Genomic DNA, 26,354 nt, shown 5'->3' with positions numbered 1-26,354 from the left:
TCGCCGCGCCCCCGCGCCACATCCATCGTGCCACCAAGCAGCGACACTATGGACCCGGGAACCACATCGTTCCACGACAACCCGGCCACAAACAGGCGGCCTCAAGAACAGGGGTGGCGAACTGGCGTGCGGAACACCGGTGTTGGGGGGCGTGGTGACGGTGGTGCCGGAGGGGGCGCCGCGCCGTCAGTCACGGCACACGACCAGCAGCGCACGGTCGTCGTTGACGTCCTTGGCGACCGCCTCGATCAACCGCCAGGCGGCGCCGCGGAATCCCGTGGCGACGAACCGGTCGGCCTCGCCGATCAGCCGGTCGATGCCCTCGGTGATGTCCCGGTCCGCGGCCTCCACCAGACCGTCGGTGAACAGCAGCAGAACGTCGCCCGACCGCAACGTGCCCTTGACGCCGTGGAATTCGGCGCCGTCGTAGACCCCCAGCAACGGGCCCTCCGCCGCCATCTCCTCCCAGCGGCCGGTTCCCGCGCTGAGCTGCACGCCGGGCAGATGGCCGGCTGAGAGCAACTCGTAGTCGCCGCTCTCGAGATCGAGCACCAGGTGGATGGAGGTCGCGAAACCCTCGTCCCAGTTCTGGCGCAGCAGATAGCCGTTGGCGGCGGTGAGGAAGGCGTGCGGCGGCAGCGAGCCGAGCAGGCCGCCGAAGGCGCCGGACAGCAGCAGTGAACGGGACGCGGCGTCCATGCCCTTGCCGGACACGTCGGTCAGCACCGCTTCGAGCACCCGGCCGCCCAGCGTGCGGGTGGCGACCACGAAGTCGCCGGAGAAGGACTGACCGCCGGCCGGGCGCAGCGCCATCTCGGCGTGCCACCCCGCCGGGAGCCTGGGCAGCCGGCTCTGCACCCGGATCCGTTCCCGCAGGTCGAACAGCATCGTGTGGCCACCCCGCCACGGCACCCCGACCCGGCTGCGGAACTGGGCGATGAGCAGTCCGGAGAGGGCGACGGCGGAGACCACCAGGACGATGCCCGGGGTCACCCGGGACGGGCCGTCGCGGTACGGGCCGAGGACCGCGGCCTCGACGACCAGCGCGACCGCGGCGCTCGTGTAGAGCACCAGGAGGCTCGCCGGACGCAGCAGCAGGCCGCCGGTGAGGATCGGCAGGACGAGGGCGCTGGGCGGGCACCAGACGGGGATGCAGACGGTGGTGTAGGCGAGCGCCGGGACCGTGAGCATCAGCACGGTCAGGGCCAGCCAGTCCGAGGCGTCCCCGCGGAAGTAGTCGACGGCGGACTTGCGCAGGCCGAGGCGGACCCTGTGCAGCGACCGGCGCCACCGGGTGCCAAGACTGTCTCTTGCCGCGTCCTTACCCATGTTCCGGCGACCCTACCCACCCTTTCGGCGGCACGTCGATTCCCTGGACGGTGGGTCGCCGTCTGCGGTAAATGCGCTCGCATCACGGTAAGAGGGCTGGTAGGCAGGGTGTATGACGACCGAATTGCGGGTGCTTGACGCCGGGCAGTGGGACGACTGGTACGGGAAGTTGGAGCGCGCCTTCGGAGGCCCGGCCGAGTCCCGGGAGGAACGGGCGCTGTGGCGGGAGCTGACCGATTGCGAACGGTCGCTCGCGGCATGGGACGGGGACGAGATCGCCGGCACCGCGGGAGCGTTCTCGTTCCGGCTGTCGGTGCCGGGCGGCGCGCTGGTGCCGGCGGCGGGCGTGACGATGGTCAGTGTGCAGCCGACGCATCGCCGGCGCGGGGTGCTGACGTCGATGATGCGCAGACAGCTGGACGATGTGCGGGCGGCGGGCGAGCCGTTGGCGGTGCTCACCGCCTCGGAGCCGGCGATCTACGGCCGCTTCGGCTACGGGCAGGCCACGGACCAGATGCGGCTGGAGATCGACACCAATCGCGTCCGGCTGAACCTGCCCGCCGGGACCGACCGGGTCCGGCTGCGGATCGTGGCGCCCACCGCGGCACGGGAGGCGTGCGAGGCGGTCTACGCGCAGCGGGTCGCCGTCCGGCCGGGGATGCTCGCCCGGCAACCGGGCTGGGACCGGCTGCCGTTGCTCGACCCGAAGGGGAACCGGGACGGCGCGGGCGAGCTGCTGTGCGTGCTCGCCGAGGTGGACGGTGAGGTGCGCGGGTACGCGCGGTACGCGGTGCGGCCGATCTGGAGCCCCGCGACCGGTCCCGACGGCACGGTGCTGCTGCGCGACGTCGAGGCGCTCGACCCGGTGGCGTACGCGGCGCTGTGGAACTTCCTGTTCGGCCTCGACCTGACGTCCTCGGTACGGATCCGCAACCGGCCGGCCGACGACCCGGTGCTCCATCTGGTCTCCGACGTCCGCCGGTCCGGCATCGGGCTCCGCGACGGGCTGTTCGTCCGTACGGTGGACGTCGCCGCTGCCCTGGAGGCACGGACGTACGCGGCTCCGGTCGACGTGGTCCTCGACGTCGAGGACGCGTTCTGTCCGTGGAACGCCGGCCGCTGGCGGCTGGCGGGCGACGCGAAGGGGGCCACGTGTGCCCGCACGGGTGATTCCGCGGACCTGGCGCTCTCGGCGCGGGAGTTGGGGGCGGCGTATCTGGGCGGCTTCTCGCTCAGCGCCCTCGCGGCGGCGGGGCGGATCAAGGAACTGCGTCCGGGCGCACTGGCCGAAGCGTCGGCGGCATTCGCTTCCGACGTCAAGCCGTGGTTGCCGCACGGGTTCTGAGGTCGGGCGCCGGGCCCTCCGGGAGGGGGGTCCGAAATCGACTATTTAGGGCCTGGCGGCCCACAAATAGCTCGGCAGCATTTCGGACCCCCCTCCCTGCGGTCCCGGCCCCCTTGCGTCAAGACCCAGGGTGCTCCACCGCTTTTACGCTTCGGTCGCCGAAGGCTCTTGGCAGCGCGGGCACCAGAACAGGTTTCTCGCTGCCAGGCCCGCCGTGCGGATCTCTCCCCCGCAGATCAGGCAGGGCTGCCCGGTGCGGCGGTAGACGTAGACCTCGCCGCCGTGGTCGTCCTGGCGGGGCGGGCGGCCCATGGCTTCGGGCTCGTGTTCCGGGCGGACGGTGTCGATGCGGTTGTTGCGGACGCCCTCGCGCATGAGGGCGGCCAGGTCGGTCCACATCGCGTCCCACTGGGCGCGGGTGATGTCGCGGCCGGGGAGGTAGGGGTCGATGCCGTGGCGGAAGAGGACTTCGGCCCGGTAGACGTTTCCCACTCCCGCGATGATCTTCTGGTCCATCAGGAGTGCCGCGATGGTGCTGCGGCTGCGCGCGATGCGGTGCCATGCCTTGGCCGGGTCGTCCGCCGGGCGCAGCGGGTCCGGGCCGAGGCGGGCGTGTATCGCGTGCTTCTCGCCGTCGGTGATCAGCGCGCAGGTGGTGGGGCCGCGCAGGTCGGCGTACGAGTCCGGGTTGGCGAGCCGCAGCCGGACGGTGTCGGTGGGCGGCGGGGCCTTGCCGTCGCCGAAGCCGAGTTTGCCGAACAGGCCCAGGTGGATGTGGACCCAGCCCGTCCCGTCGAAGCCGAGGAACAGGTGTTTGCCGTGGGCGTCGACGCGGTCGAGGACCGCGCCGTCCAGCAGTGCGGCGCTGTCGGAGAACTTGCCCTGGGGGCTGCTCGCCCGCACAGGACGGCCGCCGAACCTCTCGAGGTGGTCGGCGGCCAGCCGGTGGATCGTGTGCCCTTCGGGCATGGTGCGGTCAGCCCTGCGGGTGGTGGGCCGGGATCGGGGGGAGCTCACCGGTGTTCTCGTACGCGGTGAGCATGTCGATGCGGCGGGTGTGCCGGTCCTCGCCGGAGTACGGGGTGGCGAGGAAGATCTCGACGAACTTGATCGCCTCGTCCTCGGTGTGCATCCGGCCGCCGATGCTGATCACGTTGGCGTCGTTGTGCTCACGGCCGAGGGCCGCGGTCTGCTCGCTCCAGGCGAGTGCGGCGCGGACGCCCTTGACCTTGTTCGCGGCGATCTGCTCGCCGTTGCCGGAGCCACCGATGACGATGCCGAGGCTGCCGGGGTCGGCGGCGGTGCCCACCGCGGCCCGCAGGCAGAACGGCGGGTAGTCGTCCTGGGCGTCATAGATGTGCGGACCGCAGTCCGTCACCTCGTGGTTGTTGGCCTTGAGCCACTCGACGAGGTGGTTCTTGAGTTCGAAGCCGGCATGGTCGGAGCCGAGATACACGCGCATACGGACGAGTGTGGCATGTCCGGAGGCGGGCAGAGGTCAGGGGGGCGCCGGGCGCGCTTGAGGGTTATTTGAGGTTAAAGCAACGAATTGGCCTCAGCTGTCCTCCGCTGTTCCGTAAGTGGTCGTTCCGGGTATTGGATGCGACCCCATGAGCTCACTTCCCCCCTCAGTCGTGACCGACGCCCCCCAACAGGAAGACAAGACTCCACAGCAGTCGTCCGGTCTCCAGGCCGGACTCAAGAACCGTCATCTGTCGATGATCGCGATCGGCGGTGTCATCGGCGCCGGCCTGTTCGTCGGCTCCGGCTCCGGTATCGCGGCAGCAGGCCCGGGCATCCTGCTCTCGTACGCCCTCGTCGGCACGATGGTCGTGTTCGTCATGCGGATGCTGGGCGAGATGGCGGTGGCCAACCCCACGTCCGGCTCGTTCTCCGCCTACGCGGACCGGGCGCTCGGCCGCTGGGCCGGGTTCTCCATCGGCTGGCTCTACTGGTTCTTCTGGGTCGTGGTGCTGGCGGTCGAGGCGACGGCCGGCGCGACGATCCTGCACGGCTGGGTGTCCTCGGTCCCGCAGTGGGCCTGGGCGCTGATCGTGATGGCGGTGCTGACCGCGACCAACCTGGTCTCCGTCGGCTCGTACGGCGAGTTCGAGTTCTGGTTCGCCGGGATCAAGGTCGTCGCCATCGCCGCGTTCATCGTCCTCGGCGGGCTCGCCGCCTTCGGCATCCTGCCGGGCTCCGACCACGAAGCGGTCGGTATGGCGAACCTCACCGGACACGGCGGCTTCCTGCCGAACGGGCCCGGCGCGATCCTCACCGGTGTGCTGATGGTGGTGTTCTCGTTCATGGGCAGCGAGATCGTCACCCTCGCGGCGGGCGAGTCCCAGAACCCGCGCAAGGCGATCACCAAGGCGACCAACAGCGTCATCTGGCGCGTCGGCGTCTTCTACCTGGGCTCGATCCTCATCGTGGTGTCCCTGCTGAAGTGGGACGACCCGGCGATCACCAAGAAGGGCTCGTACGTCGCGGCCCTGGACTCGATAGGCATCGCGCACGCCGGCGAGATCATGAACGTCATCGTGCTGACGGCCGTGCTGTCCTGCCTCAACTCCGGCCTGTACACCGCGTCCCGGATGGCCTTCTCGCTCGGGCAGCGCGGCGACGCGCCGGCGCGGTTCGCGCGCACCAGCAAGGGCGGGGTGCCGCGGAACGCGATCCTGGGCTCGGTCCTGTTCGGCTTCGTCGCGGTCTTCTTCAACTACGAGTGGCCGGACACGGTCTTCAAGTTCCTGCTCAACTCGTCCGGCGCGGTCGCGCTGTTCGTCTGGCTGGTCATCTGCTTCTCGCAGCTGAAGATGCGCCGGATCATCGAGCGGGAGGAACCGGAGAAGCTCATCGTGCGGATGTGGCTCTTCCCGTACCTGACGTGGGCGACCATCGGCATGATCTCGTTCGTGCTCGTCTACATGCTCACCGACAAGGACGGCCGCCCGCAGGTGCTGCTGTCGCTGCTGGTGGCGGCCGTGGTCATCGCGATCTCGCTGGTCCGTGAGCGGATGAAGAGCGGTCGCAAGGACGCTGTCGTCGGCTCGTAGCCGTGGAACGACGGCGGCCCGGTCCCCCAGGGGCCGGGCCGCCGTGCTGTCCGGCGGGTCAGCCGCGGCGGCCCACCAGCTGCCAGACGGCGGGCAGCACGCCCATCGCGAGCGCGGCCTTGAGGGCGTCACCGAGCAGGTACGGCGTCAGGCCGAGCGAAACGGCCTTGCCGAAGGAGAGATGGGCGGCCAGCGCCAGGTACGGCACTCCGACCGCGTAGATGATCACGCTGCCGAGCACCATGGCACCGGCCGTCCGCAGCACGGTGCGGTCCGCACCGCGGCGGGCGAGCGCGCCGACGGCGGCCGAGGCGAGCAGCATCCCGAGGATGTAGCCGAAGCTCGGCATGGCGGAGCCCGACGAGCCTTCCGCGAACCACGGCATGCCCGCGACACCCGCCACGGCGTACAGCGCCAGGGCCGCGAAGCCGCGGCGGGCGCCGAGCGCGGTGCCGACGAGCAGCGCGGCGAAGGTCTGGCCGGTGACCGGGACCGGGGAGCCGGGGACCGGCACCGAGAGCTGCGCGGCCAGGCCGGTGAGCGCGGCGCCGCCGAGCACCAGCGCCACGTCGCGCACCCGGGCCCGGGCGGCGGAGGAAGCGGGGAGCAGATCGGCGAGGACCGTCCCGGTCCGGGTGTCAGGGACAACAGCGGTGCTCATCGGTACTCCGTGGGTGAGAGGTCGGCCGGGCCGGATCCGTACAGGTGACGCCGCGACGCTAACGCAGCGGACAACCCAAGATCACCGTCGGCAGCCGACAAAGCCGCGCTCGGCGTCTTGGAGAGTTCCCTGCACCGGCCGGCTTTCCCCGCCGCGCTTGCGTTTCTCTTGTTTCAGCAGGTCACGTGATGCTCGTCACGGTCGGCGCGAGACACCCCGCCCGACGCGGACGGGTTTTGCGGAGCGTGCCCGGGCACGGGGACACTGTGGGGTCCCACCAAAGCCCACCGTTTCCTCCACCGTCCCCCCTCCCCCGATCCTGTGAGAGTTCGAGCACCGTGCACGAGGTATCTCCCCCGCCGAGCCGTTGTCGGCCGGGCTGAAGCAGCGCCATCTGACCATGCTCGGCCTGGGCGGGGTGATCGGTGCGGGGCTGTTCGTCGGCTCGGGCGCCGGGATCGCGGTCGCCGGGCCGGGGATCGTCGTCTCGTATCTGATCGCGGGTCTGCTCGCGATGCTGGTGATGCGGATGCTCGGCGAGATGTCGGCCGCGATGCCCGCCTCCGGGTCCTTCTCGGTGCACGCGGAACGGGCCTTCGGCCGCTGGGCCGGTTTCACGGTGGGCTGGCTGTACTGGCTGCTGCTGGTCGTGGTGCTGGCGGTGGAGGCGACCGGCGCGGCGAAGATCGCGAACGGCTGGCTGCCGTCGGTGCCGACCTGGGCGTGGGTGCTGCTGTTCATGGTGGTGTTCACCGCCGCGAACCTCGCCGCCGTGGGCAACTTCGGCGAGTTCGAGTTCTGGTTCGCGGCCCTCAAGGTCGGCGCGATCGTGCTCTTCCTGGTGCTGGGCCTGCTGGCGGTCCTCGGGCTGCTGCCCGACACCGACCCGGTGGGCCTGGCCGACCTCACCGGCCACGGCGGCTTCCTGCCCAACGGCTGGGACGGGGTGGTCTCGGGTGTGCTCGCGGTCGTCTTCGCGTTCGGCGGCCTGGAGGTCGTGACCATCGCGGCGGCCGAGTCGGACGATCCGGCGCGCGCGGTGGCGCGCGCGGTCCGCAGTGCGGTGTGGCGGATCCTGCTCTTCTACGTGGGCTCGATGCTCGTCATCGTGACGCTGCTGCCGTGGGACTCCGTCGTGCCCGGCGAGAGCCCGTACGTCGCGGTGCTGGACCGGATCGGCGTTTCCGGGGCGGCCCAGATCATGAACATCGTGGTGTTCGTCGCACTGCTGTCGGCGCTCAACGCCAATCTGTACGGCTCGTCGCGGATGATCTTCTCGCTCGCCGAGCGGGGCGAGGCGCCGGCCGCGCTGACGAAGGTCTCGCGCGGCGGGGTGCCGCGGCCGGCGGTGCTGGCGTCCGTCGCGTTCGGCTTCGGGTCGGTGCTGCTCAATCTGAAGTGGCCGGATTCGGTCTTCCAGTACCTGCTCAACGCGGTGGGCGCGGTGCTGCTCGTGGTGTGGAGCCTGATCGCCGCCTCGCAGCTGCGGTTGCGGCGGCGGCTGGAGCGCGAGGCGCCGGGGGCGCTCAGCCTGCGGATGTGGTGCTTCCCCTGGCTGAGCTGGGCGGCACTGGCGGGGATGGCCGCGGTCCTGGTGCTGATGCTGACCGACGACGCGGCGCGTCCGCAGGTGCTGTGGTCGGCGGGGGCGACGGGCGTGGTGCTCGCGGTGGCCCTCGGACGGGAGTGGCGGGAGTGGCGGGACCGCCGCCGGACCCCGGGCCGACCGGGCCGGTAGGGGCACCCGGGCCCGACACACTCCTGCTGCTAGCGTGCACTTGCATACGACTTGCAATAACCTAGCGGCCGGAGGAACTCGCGCATGCCCACGTACACGCTTCCTGAACTGCCCTACGACTACGCCTCGCTGGAGCCCGTGATCAGCGGCGAGATCATCGAGCTGCACCACGACAAGCACCACGCGGCGTACGTGAAGGGCGCGAACGACACCCTCGACCAGCTCGCCGAGGCCCGTGACAAGGAGCAGTGGGGCGGCATCAACGGGCTGGAGAAGAGCCTCGCCTTCCATCTCTCCGGCCACATCCTGCACAGCATCTACTGGTCGAACATGTCCGGTGACGGCGGTGGCGAGCCGCTGGACCAGGACGGCACGGGGCAGCTCGCGGACGCCCTCGCGGAGAACTTCGGCGGCTTCGACCGCTTCAAGGCCCAGCTCTCCAAGGCCGCGGCCACCACGCAGGGCTCCGGCTGGGGCGTGCTGGCGTACGAGCCGCTCAGCGAGCGGCTGATCGTCGAGCAGATCTACGACCACCAGGGGAACGTCGGCCAGGGCAGCGTTCCGCTGCTCGTCTTCGACGCCTGGGAGCACGCGTTCTATCTTCAGTACCGCAACCAGAAGGTCGACTTCGTCGAGGCCATGTGGCGCGTCGTGAACTGGCAGGACGTCCAGGCGCGCTTCGCCGCCGCCAAGGAGCGGACGAGCGGGCTGCTGCTGGCGCCGTAGGGCGCCCGAAGGCCGAAGGCCCCCGCGCGGTGGTGTCGCGCGGGGGCCTTCACCCTGTTCTGCCGAACCCTCGCCCGCCGACCCGCGTCAGCGGGGTTCGATGAGGTCCCAGCGGTTGCCGTACAGATCCTGGAAGACGACGACGGAACCGTAGGCCTCGTGCCGGGGCTCCTCCTCGAAGACGACGCCGGCCGCGACCATGTGCTTGTAGTCGCGGTCGAAGTCGTCGGTGTTCAGGAACAGCCCGACCCGGCCGCCGGTCTGGCCGCCGATCCGCGCCTCCTGCTCGGGCGTCGAGGCACGCGCCAGCAGGAGTCCCGTCCCCTGCCCCCGCGACCCGCGAGGATCCACGATCACCCAGCGGCTGCCGTCGTCGCGCGCGGTGTCCTCGCGCAGCTCGAAGCCGAGGGCGCCGGTGTAGAAGGCGATGGCCTCGTCGTAGTCGCGGACGACGAGGGTCACCAGTCCGAGGTGCGGCATCAGTCGAAGATCGGCCCGGCGGTCCGGGTGCGCTTGATCTCGTAGAAGCCGGGGGTGGAGGCCACCAGCAGCGTGCCGTCCCAGAGGCGGGCCGCGGCCTCGCCCTTGGGGGCGGGGGTGACGACCGGGCCGAAGAAGGCGACCTGCTCGCCGTCGGCGCCGGGAACGGCGATGACCGGGGTGCCGACGTCCTGGCCGACCTTGTCGATGCCCTCCTGGTGGGAGGCGCGCACCTCGGCGTCGTAGGTGTCCTTGTCAGCGAAGTCGATCAGATCCGCAGGGAGGCCGGCGTCCTCCAGCGCCCCCGCGATCGCCTCCAGGGTCGCGCCCTCGCCGCGGTTGTGGAAGCGGGTGCCGAGCGCGGTGTAGAGCTTCCCGACGACCTCGTCACCGAACTTCTGCTGGGCCGCGACGACCACCCGCACCGGCCGCCAGCCCTTCGGGCCGAGCAGCTCGCGGTACCGCTCGGGCAGCTCGTCGAGCTTGGACTCGTTGAGGACGGCCAGGCTCATCACATGCCAGCGGACCTCGACCGGCCGGACCTTCTCGACCTCCAGCATCCAGCGCGAGGTCATCCACGCCCAGGGGCACAGCGGGTCGAACCAGAAGTCGACGGGGGTCTTCTCGGCTGTGGTCACTTCTTCTTCTCCTCAGGAACAAAACCAACACGGCACGGGACTGCTCGTACCTCGGAAACCTCGGGATCGGGGGCGGCATTCCCGCCTGTCGCCCATTGGTGCGGCGTGGCAGTATTCGAATCGATCGACGATGCTGACAAAGGAGTCATCAGTGCCCGGTGAGAACCTGTCCCGCGACGAGGCCCGCGAACGCGCGCGGATCCTTTCGGTCGACGGATACGAGGTCGCGCTCGACCTGCGGTCGGCCACCCGGCCCGACGAGGACACGTTCCGCTCGGTGACCACGATCCGCTTCCGGTCCGCGCAGCCGGGCGCGGCCACCTTCGTGGATCTGCTGGCACCGTCGGTCGAGTCCGTGGTGCTGAACGGACGGGAGCTGGACCCGGCGGCCGTGTTCGACGGGACGCGGGTCGCCCTCGACGGCCTCGCCGCCGAGAACGTCCTCACCGTGGACGCGCGGTGCGCCTACAGCCGCACCGGCGAGGGGCTGCACCGGTTCGCCGACCCGGAGGACGGCGAGACGTATCTGTACACGCAGTACGAGCCGGCCGACGCCCGCCGGGTCTTCGCCAACTTCGAGCAGCCGGATCTCAAGGCGCCCTTCACCTTCTCGGTGACCGCGCCCGCGCACTGGACCGTCCTGAGCAACGAGGCTCAGGCCGGCCCGGCGCGGGACGCCGACCCCTCTTCGGCGACCTGGGACTTCGCGCCCACCAAGCCGATCTCGACGTACATCACGGCCGTCGTCGCCGGGCCGTACCACGTGGTGCGCGACCACTACTCGCGCACCTTCGACGACGGCACGGTGCTGGACATCCCGCTCGGCGCGCTGTGCCGGGCCTCGCTCGCGCCGCACTTCGACGCGGACGACATCTTCACCGTCACCAAGCAGGGCCTGGACTTCTTCCACGACACCTTCGACTACCCGTACCCCTTCGGGAAGTACGACCAGGCGTTCGTGCCCGAGTACAACATCGGCGCGATGGAGAACCCGGGCTGTGTCACGTTCCGCGAGGAGTTCGTGTTCCGCGGCAAGGTGACGCAGGCGGCGTACGAGGGCCGGGCCAACGTCATCCTGCACGAGATGGCGCACATGTGGTTCGGCGACCTGGTCACCATGCAGTGGTGGGACGACCTGTGGCTCAAGGAGTCGTTCGCGGACTTCATGGGCGCGTACTCGCAGGTGGAGGCGACCCGCTTCACCGACGGCTGGATCACCTTCGCCAACCGCCGCAAGGCGTGGGCGTACCGGGCCGACCAGCTGCCCTCGACGCACCCCGTCACCGCGGACATCCACGACCTGCAGGACGCCAAGCTCAACTTCGACGGCATCACGTACGCCAAGGGCGCGTCCGTGCTGAAGCAGCTCGTCGCCTATGTCGGTGCGGACGCCTTCCTGGAGGCGGCCAGGCGGTACTTCAAGCGGCACGCGTACGGGAACACCACGCTGGCGGACCTGCTGGCGGTGCTGGAGGAGACCTCGGGACGCGACATGGCGCAGTGGTCCCGCGCCTGGCTGCAGACCGCGGGGGTGAACTCGCTGACGCCGGAGGCCGTGTACGACGCCGAGGACCGGATCACCCGGCTGTCCGTGCTGCAGACCGCCGCCGCGTCGCACCCCGAACTGCGGCCGCACCGCGTCGCCGTCGGCCTGTACCGGCGGGCCGCGGGCGGCGCGCTGGAGCGCTACGCCCGCGCCGAGACCGATGTGACGGGGTCCCGCACCATCGTGACGGAGCTGGCCGGCGCCGAGCGGCCCGATCTGATCCTGGTCAACGACGAGGACCTGACGTACTGCAAGATCCGCTTCGACCCGGACTCCCTCGACACCCTGCGCAAGCACCTGGGCGATCTGTCCGACCCCATGGCGCGGGCGCTGGCCTGGTCGGCGGTGTGGAACATGACCCGGGACGCGCTGATGCCGGCCCGTGACTACCTCGGGCTCGTGCTGCGGTTCGCCGGGCAGGAGTCCGACATCGGGGTGCTGCAGTCGCTGCACCAGCAGGCGCAGACCGCGCTGCACCAGTACGCGTCGCCGGAGTGGCGCGCCGAGGGCGCCAGGGCGCTGGCGGACGGGGCGCTGACCGAGCTGCGGCAGGCCGAGCCGGGCAGCGGTCACCAGCTCGCCTGGGCGCGCTTCTTCGCCTCGGTGGCGGCGTCGGCGGCCGATCTCCAGCTGCTGAGCGGGCTGCTCGAAGGCAGTGCCAAGATCGACGGGCTGGAGATCGACCAGGAGCTGCGCTGGTCGTTCCTGGAGCCGCTGGCCGCCGCGGGCGAGGTCGACGAGGCCGTGATCGCGGCCGAACTGGCGCGCGACGACACCGCCTCCGGGCGACGGCACCAGGTGCGCTGCCTCGCCGCCCGGCCGTCGGCCGCGGTCAAGGCGCAGGTGTGGGCGTCGGTCGTGGAGTCCGACTCCCTGTCGAACGCGCTGGTCGAGGCGAGCATCGCCGGGTTCGACCAGCCGGGCCAGGAGGAGCTGCTGGCGCCCTACGCCGACCGGTACTTCGCCGTGATCGAGCGGATCTGGTCGCAGCGTTCGATCGAGATCGGCATGGCGATCGTGCGGGGCCTCTTCCCGCGGTACCGGATCGCCCAGGAGACCGTCGACGCGGCCGGCGGCTGGCTCGACGCGCACGCGGACGCGGCGCCCGCCCTGCGCCGGCTCGTCCTGGAGGCCAGCGACGACCTGTCCCGCGCGCTGCGCGCCCAGGCGACCGACGGCTAGGGCCTGGCCCCCACGTCCCGGCGTACCTTGCGGACCTGGGGGCACCTCCCAGCGGTAGCTGGGGGAGCGTCACCCCATCGAACGGTGACGCGGCGGGGTTCCGCCGTGAAGTGGGCCGGCTTCCGCCGCCCGTCCATCACACGGCTCGGGGCGTCTCCCGGCGGTATCCGGGGGCTGTCATCCGAATAGGTGAAATTCGCCCATCGGCATCCGAACGCCTGAACTTTAGTGCGGAGTTGTCCCGGTTTGTCGACGGCTGTGTAACAGCGGTTAGCGGGCGGTCCAGCGGCGGAACCAACCCGACATGAACCACAACGCACCGCACACCCCGCGCCCCCTGGACCACCTTTCCCGCACCCAGCAAAGGATCTTGACGACACGTCAGCTGCGCGAGCACGGCGTGACCGCGAGCACCCTGGCGGAACGGTGCCGGCCCGGCGGCCCGTGGCAGCAGCTGCTGCCGCAGGTGTTCCTGCTGCACGCGGGACCGCCCACCAGCGACGAACGGCTGCGGGCGGCGCTGCTGTACGCGGGCTGCGAGCCGGGCGGCACGGGCGGCCCCGGCGACGGCGAGGCGATGGTCACCGGGCTGGCGGCGCTGGCGCTGCACCGGTTCTCCTCGGTGCCGCCGCTGCTGGGGATCGACCGGATCGACGTCCTGGTGCCGCGCCAGCGGCGGCTGCGGGACGCCGGGGACGTGGCGATCCGCCGGGCGCACACGCTGCCCCGGCCGCAGCAGGTGACCGGACTGCCGTGCGCCCCGGTGCCGCGTGCGCTGGCCGACGCGGTGGCGGACCTCGACGACGCCGAGACCGTTCGGCGGCTGCTGACCGAGGCGGTGCGCGGCGGGCACTGCGAGGCCGCCGCGGTGGTCCGGGAGCTGAGCCGGGCCCGGCTGCTGTCCCGGCCGCACGTGGTGGACGCGGTGGACGCGCTGCTGGCGGAGGGCCGGGCGCTCGCCGAGGGCCGGCTGTACGAGATGGTGGCCTGCTTCGGCCTGCCGGACCCGGTGTGGCACGTCGATCTGCGGCTGCCCGGCGGGCCGTCGCTGGGCGGCGTGGACGCGTACTGGCCGGAGCACGCGGTGGCGGTGGAGATCGACGCGCGGGGACCCCGCCAGGACGACGACGCCCTGTGGTCGCAGTACGCGCAGAAGCGCGAGCACCTGGAGGGACTCGGCATCACCGTCGTGCACCTCACCCCGAAGAAACTGCGGGACACCCTGGAACAGCAGGCGACCGTGGTGCGCACCGCGCTGATGGCTTCGACGGACCGGACTCCGGCCGCTTACGTGGTCGTGACCCCGAGTTGACCGGCGCTTTACTCCTTTACGCGCGCTTTGCCGGTGATGGCGTATGGCGGAAATACGTCATGTCCACATCCTGCCTCGGACAACTCTCCACAAACACCGGTCGCTTACGTGACTCTTAGCGGTCAACCGGCACCGTTTTCCGAACAAGGATGCCCATGCCTCTCGATCACATACGCGCCAAGAGACGCGTGGCCCGCGTCGCGCTCGCCGCGGGCCTGGTGGCCGCACTGGCCGCGACCGGGTCCGCCACCGCGTTCGCCGACAACGCCCCCAGCGGCACTCCGACCGGCGGCCCCGCTTCCGCCCCGGTCAAGGCTTCCACCGACAAGCTCGGTTCTGCCGACGCGGAGCTCCTGGCCAAGGCCAAGTCCGACGGCGACAAGACCGTGACGATGATGATCGCCACCGCTCCCGGCGCCACCAAGCAGGTCGTCGACCAGCTCGGTGCCTCCGGCGCCTCGGTGGGGAGCACCTACGACAAGCTCGGCTATGTGCGAGCGACCGTCCCGACCGCCAAGGCGGACGCGGCGATCGCCAAGGCGCAGAAGCTGACCTCGGTCCACGGCATCGACCTCAAGCAGGAGATCGCGCTCGACGACCCGACCCCCGTGGCGGACACCGCCAAGGGCGCGAAGGCCAAGGGCAAGGCCGCCGCGAAGACCTACCCCGGTCCCAGCGCGAGCACCCCGGTGAAGAACCCGTACCAGCCGGCCTTCGAGACCGGCGCGGTGGACTTCGTCAAGAACCAGCCCAAGGCCGACGGCCGCGGCGTGACCATCGGCATCCTGGACTCCGGTGTCGACCTCGGTCACCCGGCGCTGCAGAAGACCACCACCGGCGAGCGCAAGATCGTCGACTGGGTCACCTCGACCGACCCCATAACCGACGGCGACGCCACCTGGCGCCGCATGACGGCCGCGGTCTCCGGCCCCACCTTCACCATCGCGGGCCGCACCTGGACCGCGCCGGCCGGCTCGTACATGTTCAACACGTTCTCCGAGGCCGCGACGGTCGGCGGCGACATGGCGGGCGACCTGAACCGTGACGGCGACACCACCGATGTCTGGGGCGTGCTCTACGACGCCGCCGCCGGCACCGTGCGCGTCGACCTGAACAACAACGGCGACTTCAGCGACGACGAGGCGCTCAAGCCGTACAAGAACGGCTTCCAGATCGCGCACTTCGGGACGGACAACCCGGCGACCGCCATCTCCGAGTCGATCCCGTTCGTCGTCCAGATCCGCAAGGACGTCCCGACGGACCCGTACGGCGGCGACTGGGTCGGCAAGAAGGCCGACTTCGTCAACATCGGCCTCGTCCAGTCCGAGCACGGCACCCACGTCGCGGGCATCACCTCCGCGAACGGCCTGTTCGGCGGCAAGATGACCGGTGCGGCTCCCGGCGCGAAGATCGTCTCCTCGCGCGCCTGCACCTGGAGCGGCGGCTGCACCAACGTCGCGCTCACCGAGGGCATGATCGACCTCGTCGTGAACCACGGCGTGGACATCGTCAACATGTCCATCGGCGGCCTGCCCGCACTGAACGACGCCAACAACGCGCGCGCCGAGCTGTACACGCGCCTCATCGACACCTACGGCGTCCAGCTGGTCATCTCGGCCGGCAACAGCGGCCCCGGTGCCAACACCATCGGTGACCCCGGCCTGGCCGACAAGGTCCTGAGCGTCGGTGCGTCGATCTCCAAGGACACCTGGGCGGCCAACTACGGCTCGCAGGTGGACAAGGCGTACCAGATGATGCCGTTCTCCTCGCGCGGCCCGCGTGAGGACGGTGGCTTCACGCCGACCATCACCGCGCCCGGCGCGTCGATCAACACGGTCCCGACCTGGGAGGCCGGCAGCCCGGTCGCCGAGGCCGGCTACAGCCTGCCGCCCGGCTACGCGATGCTGCAGGGCACCTCGATGGCCTCGCCGCAGGCCGCGGGCGCCAGCGCACTGCTGATCTCCGCCGCGAAGCAGAAGAACATCGCCCTGAACCCGGCCGCCCTGCGGACCGCGCTGACGAGCTCCGCGAAGCACATCGCGGGCACGCAGGCGTACGAAGAGGGCTCCGGTCTGATCGACATCAACGGCGCCTGGAACCTGATCAAGGCGGGTGTCTCGGCCAACGAGTACACCGTCAAGGCTCCGGTCAACACCGCGCTGTCGGCGTTCCTGAAGACCCCGGGCTTCGGCACCGGCATCTACGACCGGGAGGGCGGCCTCAAGACCGGCCAGACCCGGACGTACGACGTCACCATCACCCGCACCACCGGCTCCGACCGCCCGGTCAAGCACTCGCTGGCGCTGGTGAACAACGACGGCACCTTCAAGCTCGCCGGCAGCAGCGAGATCTCGCTGCCGCTGAACGTGCCGGTCACCGTCAAGGTCACCGCGAAGGCGAGGACCACCGGTCTGCACAGCGTCATCCTGACCGCGGACGACAAGCGCACCAAGGGCACCGACCAGCAGATCCTGGCCACCGTCGTGGTCTCGAAGCCGCTGGCCAAGCCCGCCTTCTCCACCAAGGAGTCGGGCGTGGTGCAGCGCAACAGCACCACCTCGTACTTCCTGAACGTGCCGGCCGGCGCCAAGTCCCTGGAGATCGCCCTCGGCGGCATCCAGGCGACCAGCCAGACCCGGTTCATCGCGATCAACCCGTACGGCGTTCCGATGGACGACACGTCCACCCCGTCGTGCTACCTCAACTACGTGAACCCGAACAACAAGTGCCGTCCGGACCTGCGGTCGTACACCGACCCGCTGCCGGGCGTCTGGGAGATCGAGGTCGAGGCACGCCGTACCTCGCCGCTGCTGAACAACCCGTACGCCGTCACGGCGTCGGTGCTGGGTGTGTCCTTCGACCCGGCCGTGCAGACCCTCGACGAGGCCAAGGTCGGTACCCCCGCCGCGGTCAACTGGAAGGTCACCAACGGCTTCGCCGCCCTTGACGGCAAGCTGAAGGGCGGCGCCCTCGGCTCCGCGCTGACCGCCCGCCCGACCATCGCGCAGGGCGAGACGAAGGAGACGACGCTGGTCGTCGGCCCCGGCGCCTCCCGGCTCGACGTGGCGATCGGTTCCACCTCGGACACCGGCGCCGACCTCGACCTCGAGGTCTACCTCGGTTCCACCAAGGTCGGTTCGTCCGCGGACGGCGACTCCGAGGAAGCCGTCAGCATCGCCAACCCGGCGGCCGGTACGTACACCGTCGTCGTGACCGGCTACTCGGTCCCGGCGGGCACCACGGAGTACAACTACAAGGACGTGTACTTCGCGGACTCGCTCGGCCAGGTCAAGGTCGACGAGACCAAGACCGTCTCGCTGGCGAACGGCGCCTCGGCGTCCTTCTCCGCGCAGGTCGTGGCCGCGTCCCCGGCCCCCGAAGGACGTCAGTTCTTCGGTGAGGTGCAGCTGCTGAACTCCCGCGGCACCATCGCCGGAACCGGCAGCGTCATCATCAAGAAGGTCACCGGCTGACCAGCATCTGATCAGCTGTAGGACCGCTTCGGGGCGGGTGCTCTCACGAGCACCCGCCCCGTCGTGTTCCCCGGTCCCGCTACTCGCGGGCCGCCCCCGCCTCGATCGGGCGGGTGCGGAGCAGCGCCCTGGCCGGCAGACCGGTGGCGGCCAGGCCCAGCAGGAGCACACCGCCGGCGATGGCGGCCGCCACGGTGGGCGGTACGTAAGGGGCGCCGCCGGTCAGCCCGCGGGCGATCGGGCTGAGCGTCGCCCAGGCGATGGCCGTTCCGATCACCAGGCCCGCGGTGCCGACGAGCAGCGCCTCCCAGCGCATCATCCCGAGCACCTGGCGGCGGGTGGTGCCCGCCAGCCGCAGCAGGGCGACCTCGCGGCGCCGGTCGAGGACCGTCATCACCAGGGTGTTGGCCGCCGCGACGGCGGCGAATCCGCCGAGCACCGCCGCCATCACGCGGTTGGCCCAGGCGTTGAGCTCCAGGTCCTTGTCGACCTGGGCGGTGTAGCCGGCGCGGTCGGTGACCGCGACGCCGGGGGCGTCGAGCCGTCGCAGCGCACTCGCGACGGCGGCCTGGTCGGCGCCCGCCGCGTCCCGGACGAGCACCTGGCTGTCGTACGCGGCCGACACGTGTCCGGCGACCGCGGCGCGCGGCATCAGCACCTCGCCGAGGCCCAGGCCGCGTTCGTAGAGGGCGACGACCCGGGGGTGCACCGTGGTGCCGTCGCCGAGCCGCAGTTCCATGCGGTCGCCGACCGAGACCTTGGCGGTGTCGGCGAGCAGGCTGTTCAGCGCGACGGTGTCGTTCGCCGCCAGCCCGGTCAGCGAGCCCTCCTTGACGCCGACGTCGAGCACCTTGGCCAGGTCGGCCGGATTCCCGGAGACCCCCAGCGTGGAGGCGCCGATGAAGGAGCCGGCCGAGCGGTAGAGGACTCCGGTGCGCAGGATGCCGACGGCCGCGTCCACGCCCTTCACCCGCGCCGCTTCCGCGGCGGTCGTGGACGGCAGCCCCGCGCCGGTGCCGCTGACGATCTGGTCGGCGACGACACCGTCGCGCACCTGCTCCGCGGAGACGTGCTTGATGGTGCTCTGCATGAAGACCAGCGTGCCGCAGAAGGCGATGACCAGCACGATCGGGGTGATCGCGGAGGCCAGCCGGCGGGAGTTGGCACGGGCGTTGGCGGCGGCGAGCGCGGCCGGCGCGGCCCCCGCCCGCAGCGGCAGTCCGAGGACGGTGGCGGCGAGCCAGGCGACGACAGGACCGAGCAGCGCGACGCTGAGCATGAAGAGCATCACAACGCCGAGCGCGATGTTGGCCGCGTCCTCCCCCGTGGCGTGGGCCGCGAGCGACGCCACGACGATGCCGCCGGCGAGGGCCGCCACGCCGAGCACCGTACGGACGGGTCCGGGGCGCCCCCGCTCCACCGCCGCCTCGCCCAGGGCCTGGCTGGGCCGGGCCTTGGAGGGCCGGCGGGCGGCCAGATAGCCAGCGACGAGCGAGCCGACCAGGCCCGCGCCGACCGCGCTGACCATGGGGATCCAGCCGGTGGACACCTGCAGCCCGGCGGGCACCGCACCGCGGTCGGCGAGCTGGCCGAACCACCAGTGGGCGAGCGCCAGTCCCGGCAGGATGCCGACCGCGCCGGCGAGCGGGGCGACGATCATCGCCTCGGTGGCGACGGTACGGCGGATCTGCCGCGGGGTCGCGCCGATCGCCCGCAGCAGGGCGATCTCCCGGCTGCGCTGGCCGATGGCGAGGGCGACGGTGCCCATGACGACGAAGATCGCGGTCAGGGCGGCGATGCCACCGAAGGAGCCGCCCAGCCCCGTCAGCATCTCCTTGCCGCCGGCGAGTTCGGGGTGCTCGACCTCGCCGCGGTCGTCCCCGGTCCGCACCAGGGCGTGCCCGCCGACGGCGTGCTCGGCCTGCCCGGCGAGCTGATCGGTGCTGACACCGGCGCGCGGGTAGACGGCGATGGCGTCCGCCTGGCCCTGGTGGCCGGCGAGCCGGCCCGCCGCCGCGTCCTCGAACCAGGCGGTGGCGGAACCGGACCCCGCCGCCGTCAGACCGGAGATCCGGTAACTGCCGGTACTGGCGGGCGTGACGAGGGTGACGGTGTCTCCGGTGCCGAGCTTCGCGGCGTGCGCCGTCGCGGCGTCGAGGGCGACCTCGCCGGCCGCCGGGGCGCGGCCCTCGGCGAGCGGCTTCGCGGCGGGGGCGGTGCTGATCGCGGTGGCCGACCAGTCGCGGCCGGTCAGCGCCGGCAGCGCCTTGCTCTGCACGGGGAAGGCCACGTCGGGCACGGCCGCGGCGACACCCGGTTCACGGGCGATACGGTCCGCGAGCCCGGCGTCGACGCGGGCCCGGTCGGGCAGCGGCTCGGCCTCCTCGTCGCGGTCCTCGCCGTGGCCGACGGTCATCCGGGCGTGCTGGTCGGCGGCGACGACCACCGGGGCACCCGCGTAGCGCTCGGGCGCGAGGTGCGCGACGATCCCGGTCTGCAGCAGGGTGCCGCAGGCGGTGATGACGGCGGCGGCGAACAGCAGGGCGATGAACGTGCCGGCGAAGGACGCCGGCCGGAAGCGCACGGAGGCGCGGGCGAGACCGTTCACGCGGCGGCCCTCGCAGCGCGCTCGGGGCGGGCGCCGGTGGTCAGCGCGACCATGTGGTCGGCGATCTCCGTCGGCTCCGGGCGCTCCAGGTGGCCGGCGAACGAACCGTCGGCGAGGAAGAGCACCCGGTCCGCGAAGGAGGCGGCGACCGGGTCGTGGGTGACCATCACGACGGTGGCGCCGAGCCGGTCGACGGCGTGCCGCAGCAGACCCAGCACCTCGCGGGCGGTGTTGGTGTCCAGGGCGCCGGTCGGCTCGTCGGCGAACACCACCTCGGGCTCGGTGATCAGGGCGCGGGCGATGGCCACCCGCTGCTGCTGGCCGCCGGACAGCTGACCGGGCCGCCGGCTTCCGTACCCCTCGAGGCCGACCTGCGCGAGCAGCTGGGCCGCCCGCCGCCGGTCGGGCCGGCCACCGGCCAGCCGCTGCGGCAGCAGCACGTTCTGCTGCACGGTGAGCGACGGCAGCAGGTTGAAGGACTGGAAGATGAAGCCGATGCGGCTGCGGCGCAGCTGGGTGAGCTTGTTCTCGTTGAGACCGGTGATGTCGGCGCCGCCCAGGTGCACGGTGCCGGCCGTGGGCTTGTCGAGCCCGGCGGCGCACTGCAGGAAGGTGCTCTTGCCGGAACCGGAGGGGCCCATCACCGCGGTGAAACTGCCCCGCGGCAGCGCCAGGTCGATGCCGCGCAGCGCGTGCACGGTGGAGTCGCCGCGGCCGTAGGTACGGCGGACCGAGCGCAGCTCGACGGCGGCACCCGAGCCCGTCCCGGTACGGCCGTGCGCGGTGTCACCGCTGGTCCGCGGCGGGTACTGCGGCGCCGCGGGGGCCGTGGGGGCGGTGCTGGAGTGCTTCGACCGGAGTCGCATGATGTCCTCTGTTTCGGTTGCCGACGACCCTTCCGAAGTTACGGATCACCGGGGGTCCCGGACCATGCCGGTTCCCGGCGTCTTGGGGGTGGGGAAAACCCGAGGCCGGAGCTGGTGCAGACCCTGATCCCGGCCCGCGCAGCGTGCGAGGATGGCGGTCAGTCTTCATTAAGGAGTGGCCTACCGTGCCTGGCACGAACCTCACCCGCGAGGAGGCGCAGCAGCGTGCTCGCCTTCTCACCGTGGACGCGTACGAGATCGACCTCGACCTGAGCGGCGCGCAGGACGGGGGCACCTTCCGCTCGGTGACCACGGTGCGTTTCGATGCCGCGAAGGCGGGGTCCTCATTCATCGACCTGGTCGCCCCGACCGTGCACGAAGTGGTGCTGAACGGCACCGCGCTCGACCCGGCGGAGGTGTTCGCGGACTCGCGCATCGCCCTGCCGTCGCTCCTGGCCGGCCGCAACGAGCTGCGCGTCGTCGCGGACTGCGCCTACACCAACACCGGTGAGGGCCTGCACCGTTTCGTCGACCCGGTCGACAAGCAGGCTTACCTGTACACGCAGTTCGAGGTGCCGGACGCGCGCCGAGTCTTCGCGAGCTTCGAGCAGCCCGACCTCAAGGGCACCTTCCGGTTCACGGTGAACGCCCCGGCGGGGTGGACGGTCATCTCCAACTCCCCGACGCCCAAGCCCGAGGACGTCAAGGACAACGTCTGGCGCTTCGAGCCGACGCCGCGCATCTCCTCGTACATCACCGCGCTGATCGCCGGCCCGTACACGGCCGTGCACAGCACCTGGGAGGGCGCGGGCCGCAGCGTCCCGCTGGCGATCTACTGCCGCCCGTCGCTGGCCGGGTTCCTGGACGCGGACGCGATCTTCGACGTCACGCGGCAGGGCTTCGACTGGTTCGAGGAGAAGTTCGACTTCCCGTACCCGTTCGCCAAGTACGACCAGCTCTTCGTCCCGGAGTTCAACGCCGGCGCGATGGAGAACGCGGGCGCGGTCACCATCCGTGACCAGTACGTCTTCCGCTCCAAGGTGACGGACGCGGCGTACGAGACGCGCGCCGAGACCATCCTGCACGAGCTGGCCCACATGTGGTTCGGCGACCTGGTCACCATGGAGTGGTGGAACGACCTCTGGCTGAACGAGTCGTTCGCCACGTACACCTCGATCGCCTGCCAGGCGTACGCGCCGGGCAGCAAGTTCCCGCAGTCGTGGACGACGTTCGCCAACTCCATGAAGACCTGGGCGTACCGGCAGGACCAGCTGCCGTCCACCCACCCGATCATGGCGGAGATCAACGACCTCGACGACGTCCTGGTCAACTTCGACGGCATCACGTACGCCAAGGGCGCCTCGGTGCTCAAGCAGCTCGTCGCCTACGTCGGCATGGACGAGTTCTTCGCCGGTGTGCAGGCGTACTTCAAGCAGCACGCCTGGGGCAACACCCAGCTGTCCGACCTGCTCGGCGCGCTGGAGAAGACCTCGGGCCGCGACCTGAAGAGCTGGTCGAAGGCGTGGCTGGAGACCGCGGGCATCAACATCCTGCGCCCGGAGATCACCCTCGCCGAGGACGGCACGATCACGTCCTTCGCGGTCCGCCAGGAGGCCCCGGCGCTGCCGGCCGGCGCCAAGGGCGAGGCCGTGCTGCGGCCGCACCGCATCGCCGTCGGCTGCTACGACCTCCAGGACGGCAAGCTGGTCCGCACCAGCCGTATCGAGCTGGACGTCGACGGCGAGCTGACCGAGGTGCCGTTCCCGCAGAACACCCGGCGCCCCGCGGTGATCCTGCTCAACGACGACGACCTGACGTACGCCAAGGTCCGCCTCGACGACGAGTCCCTCGCCGTCGTCCGCGACCACCTCGGTGACTTCACCGAGTCCCTCCCCCGCGCCCTGATCTGGTCCGCGGCCTGGGACATGACGCGTGACGGCGAGCTCGCCACCCGCGACTACCTGGAACTGGTGCTCTCCGGCATCACCAAGGAGTCGGACATCGGCGTCGTCCAGTCGCTGCACCGCCAGCTCAAGCTCGCGCTCGACCTGTACGCGGACCCGGCCTGGCGCGACACCGGCCTGGCCCGCTGGACGGAGGCCGCGCTGGAGCAGCTGCGCGCCGCCGCCCCCGGCAGCGACCACCAGCTCGCGTGGGCCCGCGCCTTCGCGGCGACCGCGCGCACCCCGGAGCAGCTCGGGCTGCTCGCCGGGCTGCTGGACGGTTCGCAGGTCATCGACGGCCTGGCCGTCGACACCGAGCTGCGCTGGTCCCTGCTGCACCGGCTCGCGGCGACCGGCCAGGCGGACGAGGAGGCCATCGCGGCGGAGCTCGCCCTCGACCCGACCTCGGCCGGCGAGGAGCACGCGGCCGGCGCCCGCGCCGCCCGTCCGACCGCCGACGCCAAGGCCGCGGTCTGGGCCGCGGTCGTCGAGGACGACAAGCTCGCGAACTCCGTGCAGGAGTCCGCGATCGGCGGCTTCGTCCAGACCGACCAGCGTGAGCTCCTGGCGCCCTACACCGAGCGGTACTTCAGCGCGGTCAAGGGCGTCTGGGACTCGCGCAGCCATGAGATCGCCCAGCAGATCGTGATCGGTCTCTACCCGGCCCTCCAGGTCTCCCAGGAGACCCTGGACGCCACCGACGCCTGGCTCGCCTCGGCGACCCCGGTGCCGGCCCTGCGCCGGCTCGTCATCGAGTCCCGCTCGGGTGTGGAGCGCGCTCTGAAGGCCCAGGCGGCGGACGCGGCGGCGGCCACCGCCTAGTACCGGCTCTGTACGGGAGGCCCCGGACCCGCCAGGTCCGGGGCCTCACGCATGACCAGAGTGACGCACAACACATCCATTTCTGGTAGGTTCGATTTTGGTTGTACCAAAAATGGACCTATTGATCAGGGTGGCCGCGATGGACAACTTCATCGGCCGGGAGCCGGAGCTCGCCGCGCTGAACCGCATGCTGCGGCGCGTCGCGGACGGCGGGCGGACCGGGCGGCCGGGAAAGGCCATGCTGATCCGCGGCCGCCGCCGGGTGGGGAAGTCACGGCTGGTCGAGGAGTTCATCGAGCGCTCCGGGCTGCCGAGCGTCTTCTTCACCGCCTCGCAGCAGTCCAACCCGGAGGCGGATCTGCGGATGTTCGTCGAGACCGCCGCGGCGTCCGACCTGCCCGGCGCCGCGACCCTGATCGGCCAGTCCCCCCGGGACTGGGACGCCGCCCTGCGCCTGCTGGTCGCCGCCCTGCCCGACGACCGGCCGAGCGCCGTCGTCCTCGACGAGATGCCGTACCTGATCAAGAACGACGCGGGCTTCGAGGGCACTCTCCAGAAGCTCTTCGACCGGGAGCTGTCCAGGAAGCCGGTGCTGCTGCTCTGCGTCGGCTCCGACCTGGCGATGATGGAGCGGCTCAACGACTACGACCGCCCGTTCCACCAGCGCGGCACCGAGATGGTGGTCCCCGCGCTCAGCCCGGCCGACGTGGCCGAGATGCTGCAGTTGCCGCCCGCCGACGCCTTCGACGCCTTCCTCGTCTCCGGCGGGCTGCCGCTCGTGCTGGAGGAGTGGCCCCGTGGCGCGGGGGTCTTCGACTACCTCGCCGAGGTCGTGGAGGACCCGACGTCGGCGCTGCTCGTGAGCGGGGAGCGGTCGCTGGCCGCCGAGTTCCCGGCCGACGCACAGGCGCGACTGGTGCTGGGGGCCATCGGGTCGGGTGAGCGGACCCGCACCCTGATCGGCCGGGCGGCCGGCGATCTCGCCCCCACCAGCCTCAACCGTTCGCTTCAACTGCTCACCGCGAAGCGGGTGGTGGAGGCGATCACCCCGCTGTCGACCCGCCCCTCCAAGGAGACCCGCTACTACGTCGCCGACCCGCACCTGCGCTTCTGGCTCGCCCTGCTCGGGCCGTACATGTCCGAGATCGAACGCGGCCGGGGCGACCTGACGTTCGCGCGCATCCTGCAGACGTGGACCTCGTGGCGCGGCCGGGCGATCGAACCCGTGGTGCGTGACGCCCTCTTCCGCATGCGGGCGGGCGGGGTACCCGACGACACCGGCGCGGTCGGCGGCTACTGGACCCGCAACAACGATCCCGAGATCGACATCGTGGCGGCCGACCGGGGGCCGATCGCCAAGCGCATCACGGCTGTCGGCTCCGTCAAGTGGCTGGAGAAGCGGCCCTTCGACGGGCACGACCTCGCCAAGCTGATCGTCCATCGCTCCCAGCTGCCCGGTGCGGACACCTCGACGCCACTGATCGCGGTGGCGCGCAGCGGTGTGTCGGTGGACGGTGTCCAGGCCGTGGGGCCCGAGGAGCTGATCACCGCCTGGCGGTGACCGGGCCGGAGGCACCGAGGGCGACGCCGGCCAGGATCAGCGCCATGCAGAGGATCTGCAGCGGACCGGTCCGCTCGCCGAGGAGGGCGAAGGAGAGCAGCGCGACACAGACGGGCTGCAGGTAGTAGACGATTCCGGCGCGGGCGGGGCCGATGAGCGAGATGGCCTTGTTCCAGGCGAAGAAGGCGACGGCCGAGGAGCACACCCCGACGTAGAGCAGCGGCCCCACCGTCCCGGCGGAGGGCGCGAAGCCGCCCTGCGTCACCAGGCTGACGACGTACACCGGCGCCAGGAGCGCCGCACCGAACGCGAAGGTGGCCAACAGGAACGGCAGTTGGCCGATCCGGGCCGGCTTGCGGCGCAGCAGCGCGCTGTACCCGGCGAACGACAGGGCGGCGGCGAGCATCCACAGGTCGCCGGTGGTGAAGTCGAGGCGGAGCAGCGCCGCCGGGGAGCCCTTGCCCAGCAGGGTGAGCACGCCCAGGAGCGCGATCACCAGCCCCACGGCCCGCCGCCCGCCGATCCGCTGCCGGGCGAAGACGGTGATCAGCACCGGCGCCGCCGCCATGATCATGCCCATGTTGCTCGCGGAGGTGGTGACCCCGGCCTGGTTGACCAGTGTGTTGTAGACGGTGATGCCAAGGAGCGCGGCGAACGCGATGTACCCGAAGTGACGTCTCAGCAGCGCCCGTTCCCGCCACGCCTGCCGCACCGCGAACGGCGCGACCGCGACCAGCGCGATCACCCACCGCCAGAACGCGGCCTGCACGGGCGGCACGCTGTCGTGCAGCGCCCGGGAGACGACGAAGCTCCCGGACCACACGACGGTCGCCACGGCCGCGAGCACGAGTCCGGCTCCGCCTCCGGCGGGGGTACGGGTGGCGGTGGCGGTTGTGGCGGTTGTGGCGGTTGCGGCGGTTGCGGGGGCGTGATCCAGGACGGTCACATGGCTCCTTCGGTCGGCGGTTTCCCCACTGTCGCCCCGGCCAACCGATCAGGTCCATCGAATGTTTCTGACCTATATGTTCAGTTGCACTAAACGGTGCGTCCCTGCTCCTCCGGTGACAT

18 protein-coding genes are annotated in these 26,354 nt (G+C 71.3%); 9 read left to right on the top strand and 9 right to left on the bottom strand.

Annotated features, from left to right (window positions below; translation table 11 throughout):
* Nucleotides 1-186: 186 nt before the first annotated feature.
* Nucleotides 187-1,329 (bottom strand): SpoIIE family protein phosphatase, encoded by a 1,143-nt coding sequence (locus LNW73_RS21625; protein ID WP_250975913.1) that lies wholly within the window; start codon nucleotides 1,327-1,329, stop codon nucleotides 187-189.
* 112 nt (nucleotides 1,330-1,441) lie between these two features.
* Here LNW73_RS21625 and LNW73_RS21620 point away from each other — a divergent pair, with 112 nt between their 5' ends.
* A complete protein-coding gene (locus LNW73_RS21620) occupies nucleotides 1,442-2,674 on the top strand; it encodes a GNAT family N-acetyltransferase (protein ID WP_250991023.1) in 1,233 nt (410 codons plus the stop codon).
* Nucleotides 2,675-2,818: 144 nt separating this feature from the next.
* Here the strand turns inward: LNW73_RS21620 and LNW73_RS21615 are convergent, their stop codons facing one another.
* Together LNW73_RS21615 and LNW73_RS21610 are read right to left on the bottom strand one after the other, a co-directional pair.
* The gene (locus tag LNW73_RS21615; protein ID WP_250992996.1) at nucleotides 2,819-3,643 is read right to left on the bottom strand and encodes an Fpg/Nei family DNA glycosylase; all 825 of its coding nucleotides are present in this window, start codon (nucleotides 3,641-3,643) and stop codon (nucleotides 2,819-2,821) included.
* A gap of 7 nt (nucleotides 3,644-3,650) precedes the next feature.
* Nucleotides 3,651-4,136, bottom strand: a complete 486-nt coding sequence (locus LNW73_RS21610; RefSeq protein ID WP_250991022.1) for a ribose-5-phosphate isomerase — start codon at nucleotides 4,134-4,136, stop codon at nucleotides 3,651-3,653.
* Between the two features lie 148 nt (nucleotides 4,137-4,284).
* Here LNW73_RS21610 and LNW73_RS21605 point away from each other — a divergent pair, with 148 nt between their 5' ends.
* Nucleotides 4,285-5,730, top strand: coding sequence for an amino acid permease (locus LNW73_RS21605; RefSeq protein ID WP_250991021.1), 1,446 nt, complete (start codon nucleotides 4,285-4,287; stop codon nucleotides 5,728-5,730).
* A gap of 58 nt (nucleotides 5,731-5,788) precedes the next feature.
* On the opposite strand, the gene LNW73_RS21600 is transcribed toward LNW73_RS21605, so the two are convergent.
* The gene (locus LNW73_RS21600; protein WP_250975917.1) at nucleotides 5,789-6,391 is read right to left on the bottom strand and encodes a biotin transporter BioY; all 603 of its coding nucleotides are present in this window, start codon (nucleotides 6,389-6,391) and stop codon (nucleotides 5,789-5,791) included.
* Nucleotides 6,392-6,740: 349 nt separating this feature from the next.
* Between LNW73_RS21600 and LNW73_RS21595 the strand changes: the two genes are divergently transcribed.
* Nucleotides 6,741-8,129 carry an amino acid permease gene (locus LNW73_RS21595; protein WP_250992995.1) on the top strand — a complete coding sequence of 463 codons (1,389 nt, stop codon included), beginning with the start codon at nucleotides 6,741-6,743 and terminating at the stop codon, nucleotides 8,127-8,129.
* A gap of 84 nt (nucleotides 8,130-8,213) precedes the next feature.
* Nucleotides 8,214-8,855 (top strand): superoxide dismutase, encoded by a 642-nt coding sequence (locus tag LNW73_RS21590; protein WP_250991020.1) that lies wholly within the window; start codon nucleotides 8,214-8,216, stop codon nucleotides 8,853-8,855.
* An 87-nt stretch (nucleotides 8,856-8,942) separates the two neighbouring features.
* On the opposite strand, the gene LNW73_RS21585 is transcribed toward LNW73_RS21590, so the two are convergent.
* Both LNW73_RS21585 and LNW73_RS21580 read right to left on the bottom strand, forming a co-directional pair.
* Nucleotides 8,943-9,335: a VOC family protein gene (locus LNW73_RS21585; protein WP_138357652.1), complete on the bottom strand. Its 393-nt coding sequence runs from the start codon at nucleotides 9,333-9,335 to the stop codon at nucleotides 8,943-8,945.
* Nucleotides 9,335-9,973: a mycothiol-dependent nitroreductase Rv2466c family protein gene (locus LNW73_RS21580; RefSeq protein ID WP_250991019.1), complete on the bottom strand. Its 639-nt coding sequence runs from the start codon at nucleotides 9,971-9,973 to the stop codon at nucleotides 9,335-9,337. Before LNW73_RS21580 ends, LNW73_RS21585 begins: the two co-directional genes overlap by 1 nt.
* A gap of 151 nt (nucleotides 9,974-10,124) precedes the next feature.
* On the opposite strand from LNW73_RS21580, the gene pepN (LNW73_RS21575) reads away from it, so the two are divergent.
* The 3 genes from pepN (LNW73_RS21575) to LNW73_RS21565 all read left to right on the top strand — a co-directional run bounded on the left by pepN (LNW73_RS21575) (nucleotide 10,125) and on the right by LNW73_RS21565 (nucleotide 17,486).
* A complete protein-coding gene (gene pepN, locus LNW73_RS21575) occupies nucleotides 10,125-12,701 on the top strand; it encodes an aminopeptidase N (protein WP_250991018.1) in 2,577 nt (858 codons plus the stop codon).
* A 304-nt stretch (nucleotides 12,702-13,005) separates the two neighbouring features.
* The gene (locus LNW73_RS21570; RefSeq protein ID WP_250991017.1) at nucleotides 13,006-14,013 is read left to right on the top strand and encodes a hypothetical protein; all 1,008 of its coding nucleotides are present in this window, start codon (nucleotides 13,006-13,008) and stop codon (nucleotides 14,011-14,013) included.
* Nucleotides 14,014-14,168: 155 nt separating this feature from the next.
* Nucleotides 14,169-17,486, top strand: a complete 3,318-nt coding sequence (locus LNW73_RS21565; protein ID WP_250991016.1) for a S8 family serine peptidase — start codon at nucleotides 14,169-14,171, stop codon at nucleotides 17,484-17,486.
* Between the two features lie 79 nt (nucleotides 17,487-17,565).
* Here the strand turns inward: LNW73_RS21565 and LNW73_RS21560 are convergent, their stop codons facing one another.
* Both LNW73_RS21560 and LNW73_RS21555 read right to left on the bottom strand, forming a co-directional pair.
* Nucleotides 17,566-20,094, bottom strand: a complete 2,529-nt coding sequence (locus LNW73_RS21560; RefSeq protein WP_250991015.1) for an ABC transporter permease — start codon at nucleotides 20,092-20,094, stop codon at nucleotides 17,566-17,568.
* Nucleotides 20,091-20,960 carry an ABC transporter ATP-binding protein gene (locus tag LNW73_RS21555; RefSeq protein WP_250975925.1) on the bottom strand — a complete coding sequence of 290 codons (870 nt, stop codon included), beginning with the start codon at nucleotides 20,958-20,960 and terminating at the stop codon, nucleotides 20,091-20,093. Before LNW73_RS21555 ends, LNW73_RS21560 begins: the two co-directional genes overlap by 4 nt.
* Before the next feature lie 185 nt (nucleotides 20,961-21,145).
* On the opposite strand from LNW73_RS21555, the gene pepN (LNW73_RS21550) reads away from it, so the two are divergent.
* Both pepN (LNW73_RS21550) and LNW73_RS21545 read left to right on the top strand, forming a co-directional pair.
* Nucleotides 21,146-23,725, top strand: coding sequence for an aminopeptidase N (gene pepN / locus LNW73_RS21550; RefSeq protein WP_250991014.1), 2,580 nt, complete (start codon nucleotides 21,146-21,148; stop codon nucleotides 23,723-23,725).
* 139 nt (nucleotides 23,726-23,864) lie between these two features.
* On the top strand, nucleotides 23,865-25,286 hold the full coding sequence (locus LNW73_RS21545) for an ATP-binding protein (protein WP_250975927.1): 1,422 nt from the start codon (nucleotides 23,865-23,867) through the stop codon (nucleotides 25,284-25,286).
* On the opposite strand, the gene LNW73_RS21540 is transcribed toward LNW73_RS21545, so the two are convergent.
* On the bottom strand, nucleotides 25,270-26,232 hold the full coding sequence (locus LNW73_RS21540; protein ID WP_250991013.1) for a DMT family transporter: 963 nt from the start codon (nucleotides 26,230-26,232) through the stop codon (nucleotides 25,270-25,272). The genes LNW73_RS21545 and LNW73_RS21540 overlap by 17 nt on opposite strands.
* Nucleotides 26,233-26,354 lie beyond the last annotated feature (122 nt).

Origin of the sequence: Streptomyces sp. RKAG337, from assembly GCF_023701715.1 — a bacterium.
GTDB lineage: Bacteria > Actinomycetota > Actinomycetes > Streptomycetales > Streptomycetaceae > Actinacidiphila.
This window is presented reverse-complemented; position numbering and strand designations above follow the sequence as displayed.

Excerpts from the sequence above, each read along its gene's own strand:
- LNW73_RS21610 (WP_250991022.1), bottom strand. The coding sequence starts at position 4,136 with ATGCGCGTGTATCTCGGCTCCGACCATGCCGGCTTCGAACTCAAGAAC.
- LNW73_RS21625 (WP_250975913.1), bottom strand. The coding sequence starts at position 1,329 with ATGGGTAAGGACGCGGCAAGAGACAGTCTTGGCACCCGGTGGCGCCGG.
- LNW73_RS21585 (WP_138357652.1), bottom strand. The coding sequence starts at position 9,335 with ATGCCGCACCTCGGACTGGTGACCCTCGTCGTCCGCGACTACGACGAG.
- LNW73_RS21615 (WP_250992996.1), bottom strand. The coding sequence starts at position 3,643 with ATGCCCGAAGGGCACACGATCCACCGGCTGGCCGCCGACCACCTCGAG.
- LNW73_RS21620 (WP_250991023.1), top strand. The coding sequence starts at position 1,442 with ATGACGACCGAATTGCGGGTGCTTGACGCCGGGCAGTGGGACGACTGG.
- LNW73_RS21590 (WP_250991020.1), top strand. The coding sequence starts at position 8,214 with ATGCCCACGTACACGCTTCCTGAACTGCCCTACGACTACGCCTCGCTG.
- LNW73_RS21600 (WP_250975917.1), bottom strand. The coding sequence starts at position 6,391 with ATGAGCACCGCTGTTGTCCCTGACACCCGGACCGGGACGGTCCTCGCC.
- LNW73_RS21570 (WP_250991017.1), top strand. The coding sequence starts at position 13,006 with ATGAACCACAACGCACCGCACACCCCGCGCCCCCTGGACCACCTTTCC.
- LNW73_RS21555 (WP_250975925.1), bottom strand. The coding sequence starts at position 20,960 with ATGCGACTCCGGTCGAAGCACTCCAGCACCGCCCCCACGGCCCCCGCG.
- LNW73_RS21545 (WP_250975927.1), top strand. The coding sequence starts at position 23,865 with ATGGACAACTTCATCGGCCGGGAGCCGGAGCTCGCCGCGCTGAACCGC.
- LNW73_RS21565 (WP_250991016.1), top strand. The coding sequence starts at position 14,169 with ATGCCTCTCGATCACATACGCGCCAAGAGACGCGTGGCCCGCGTCGCG.
- LNW73_RS21605 (WP_250991021.1), top strand. The coding sequence starts at position 4,285 with ATGAGCTCACTTCCCCCCTCAGTCGTGACCGACGCCCCCCAACAGGAA.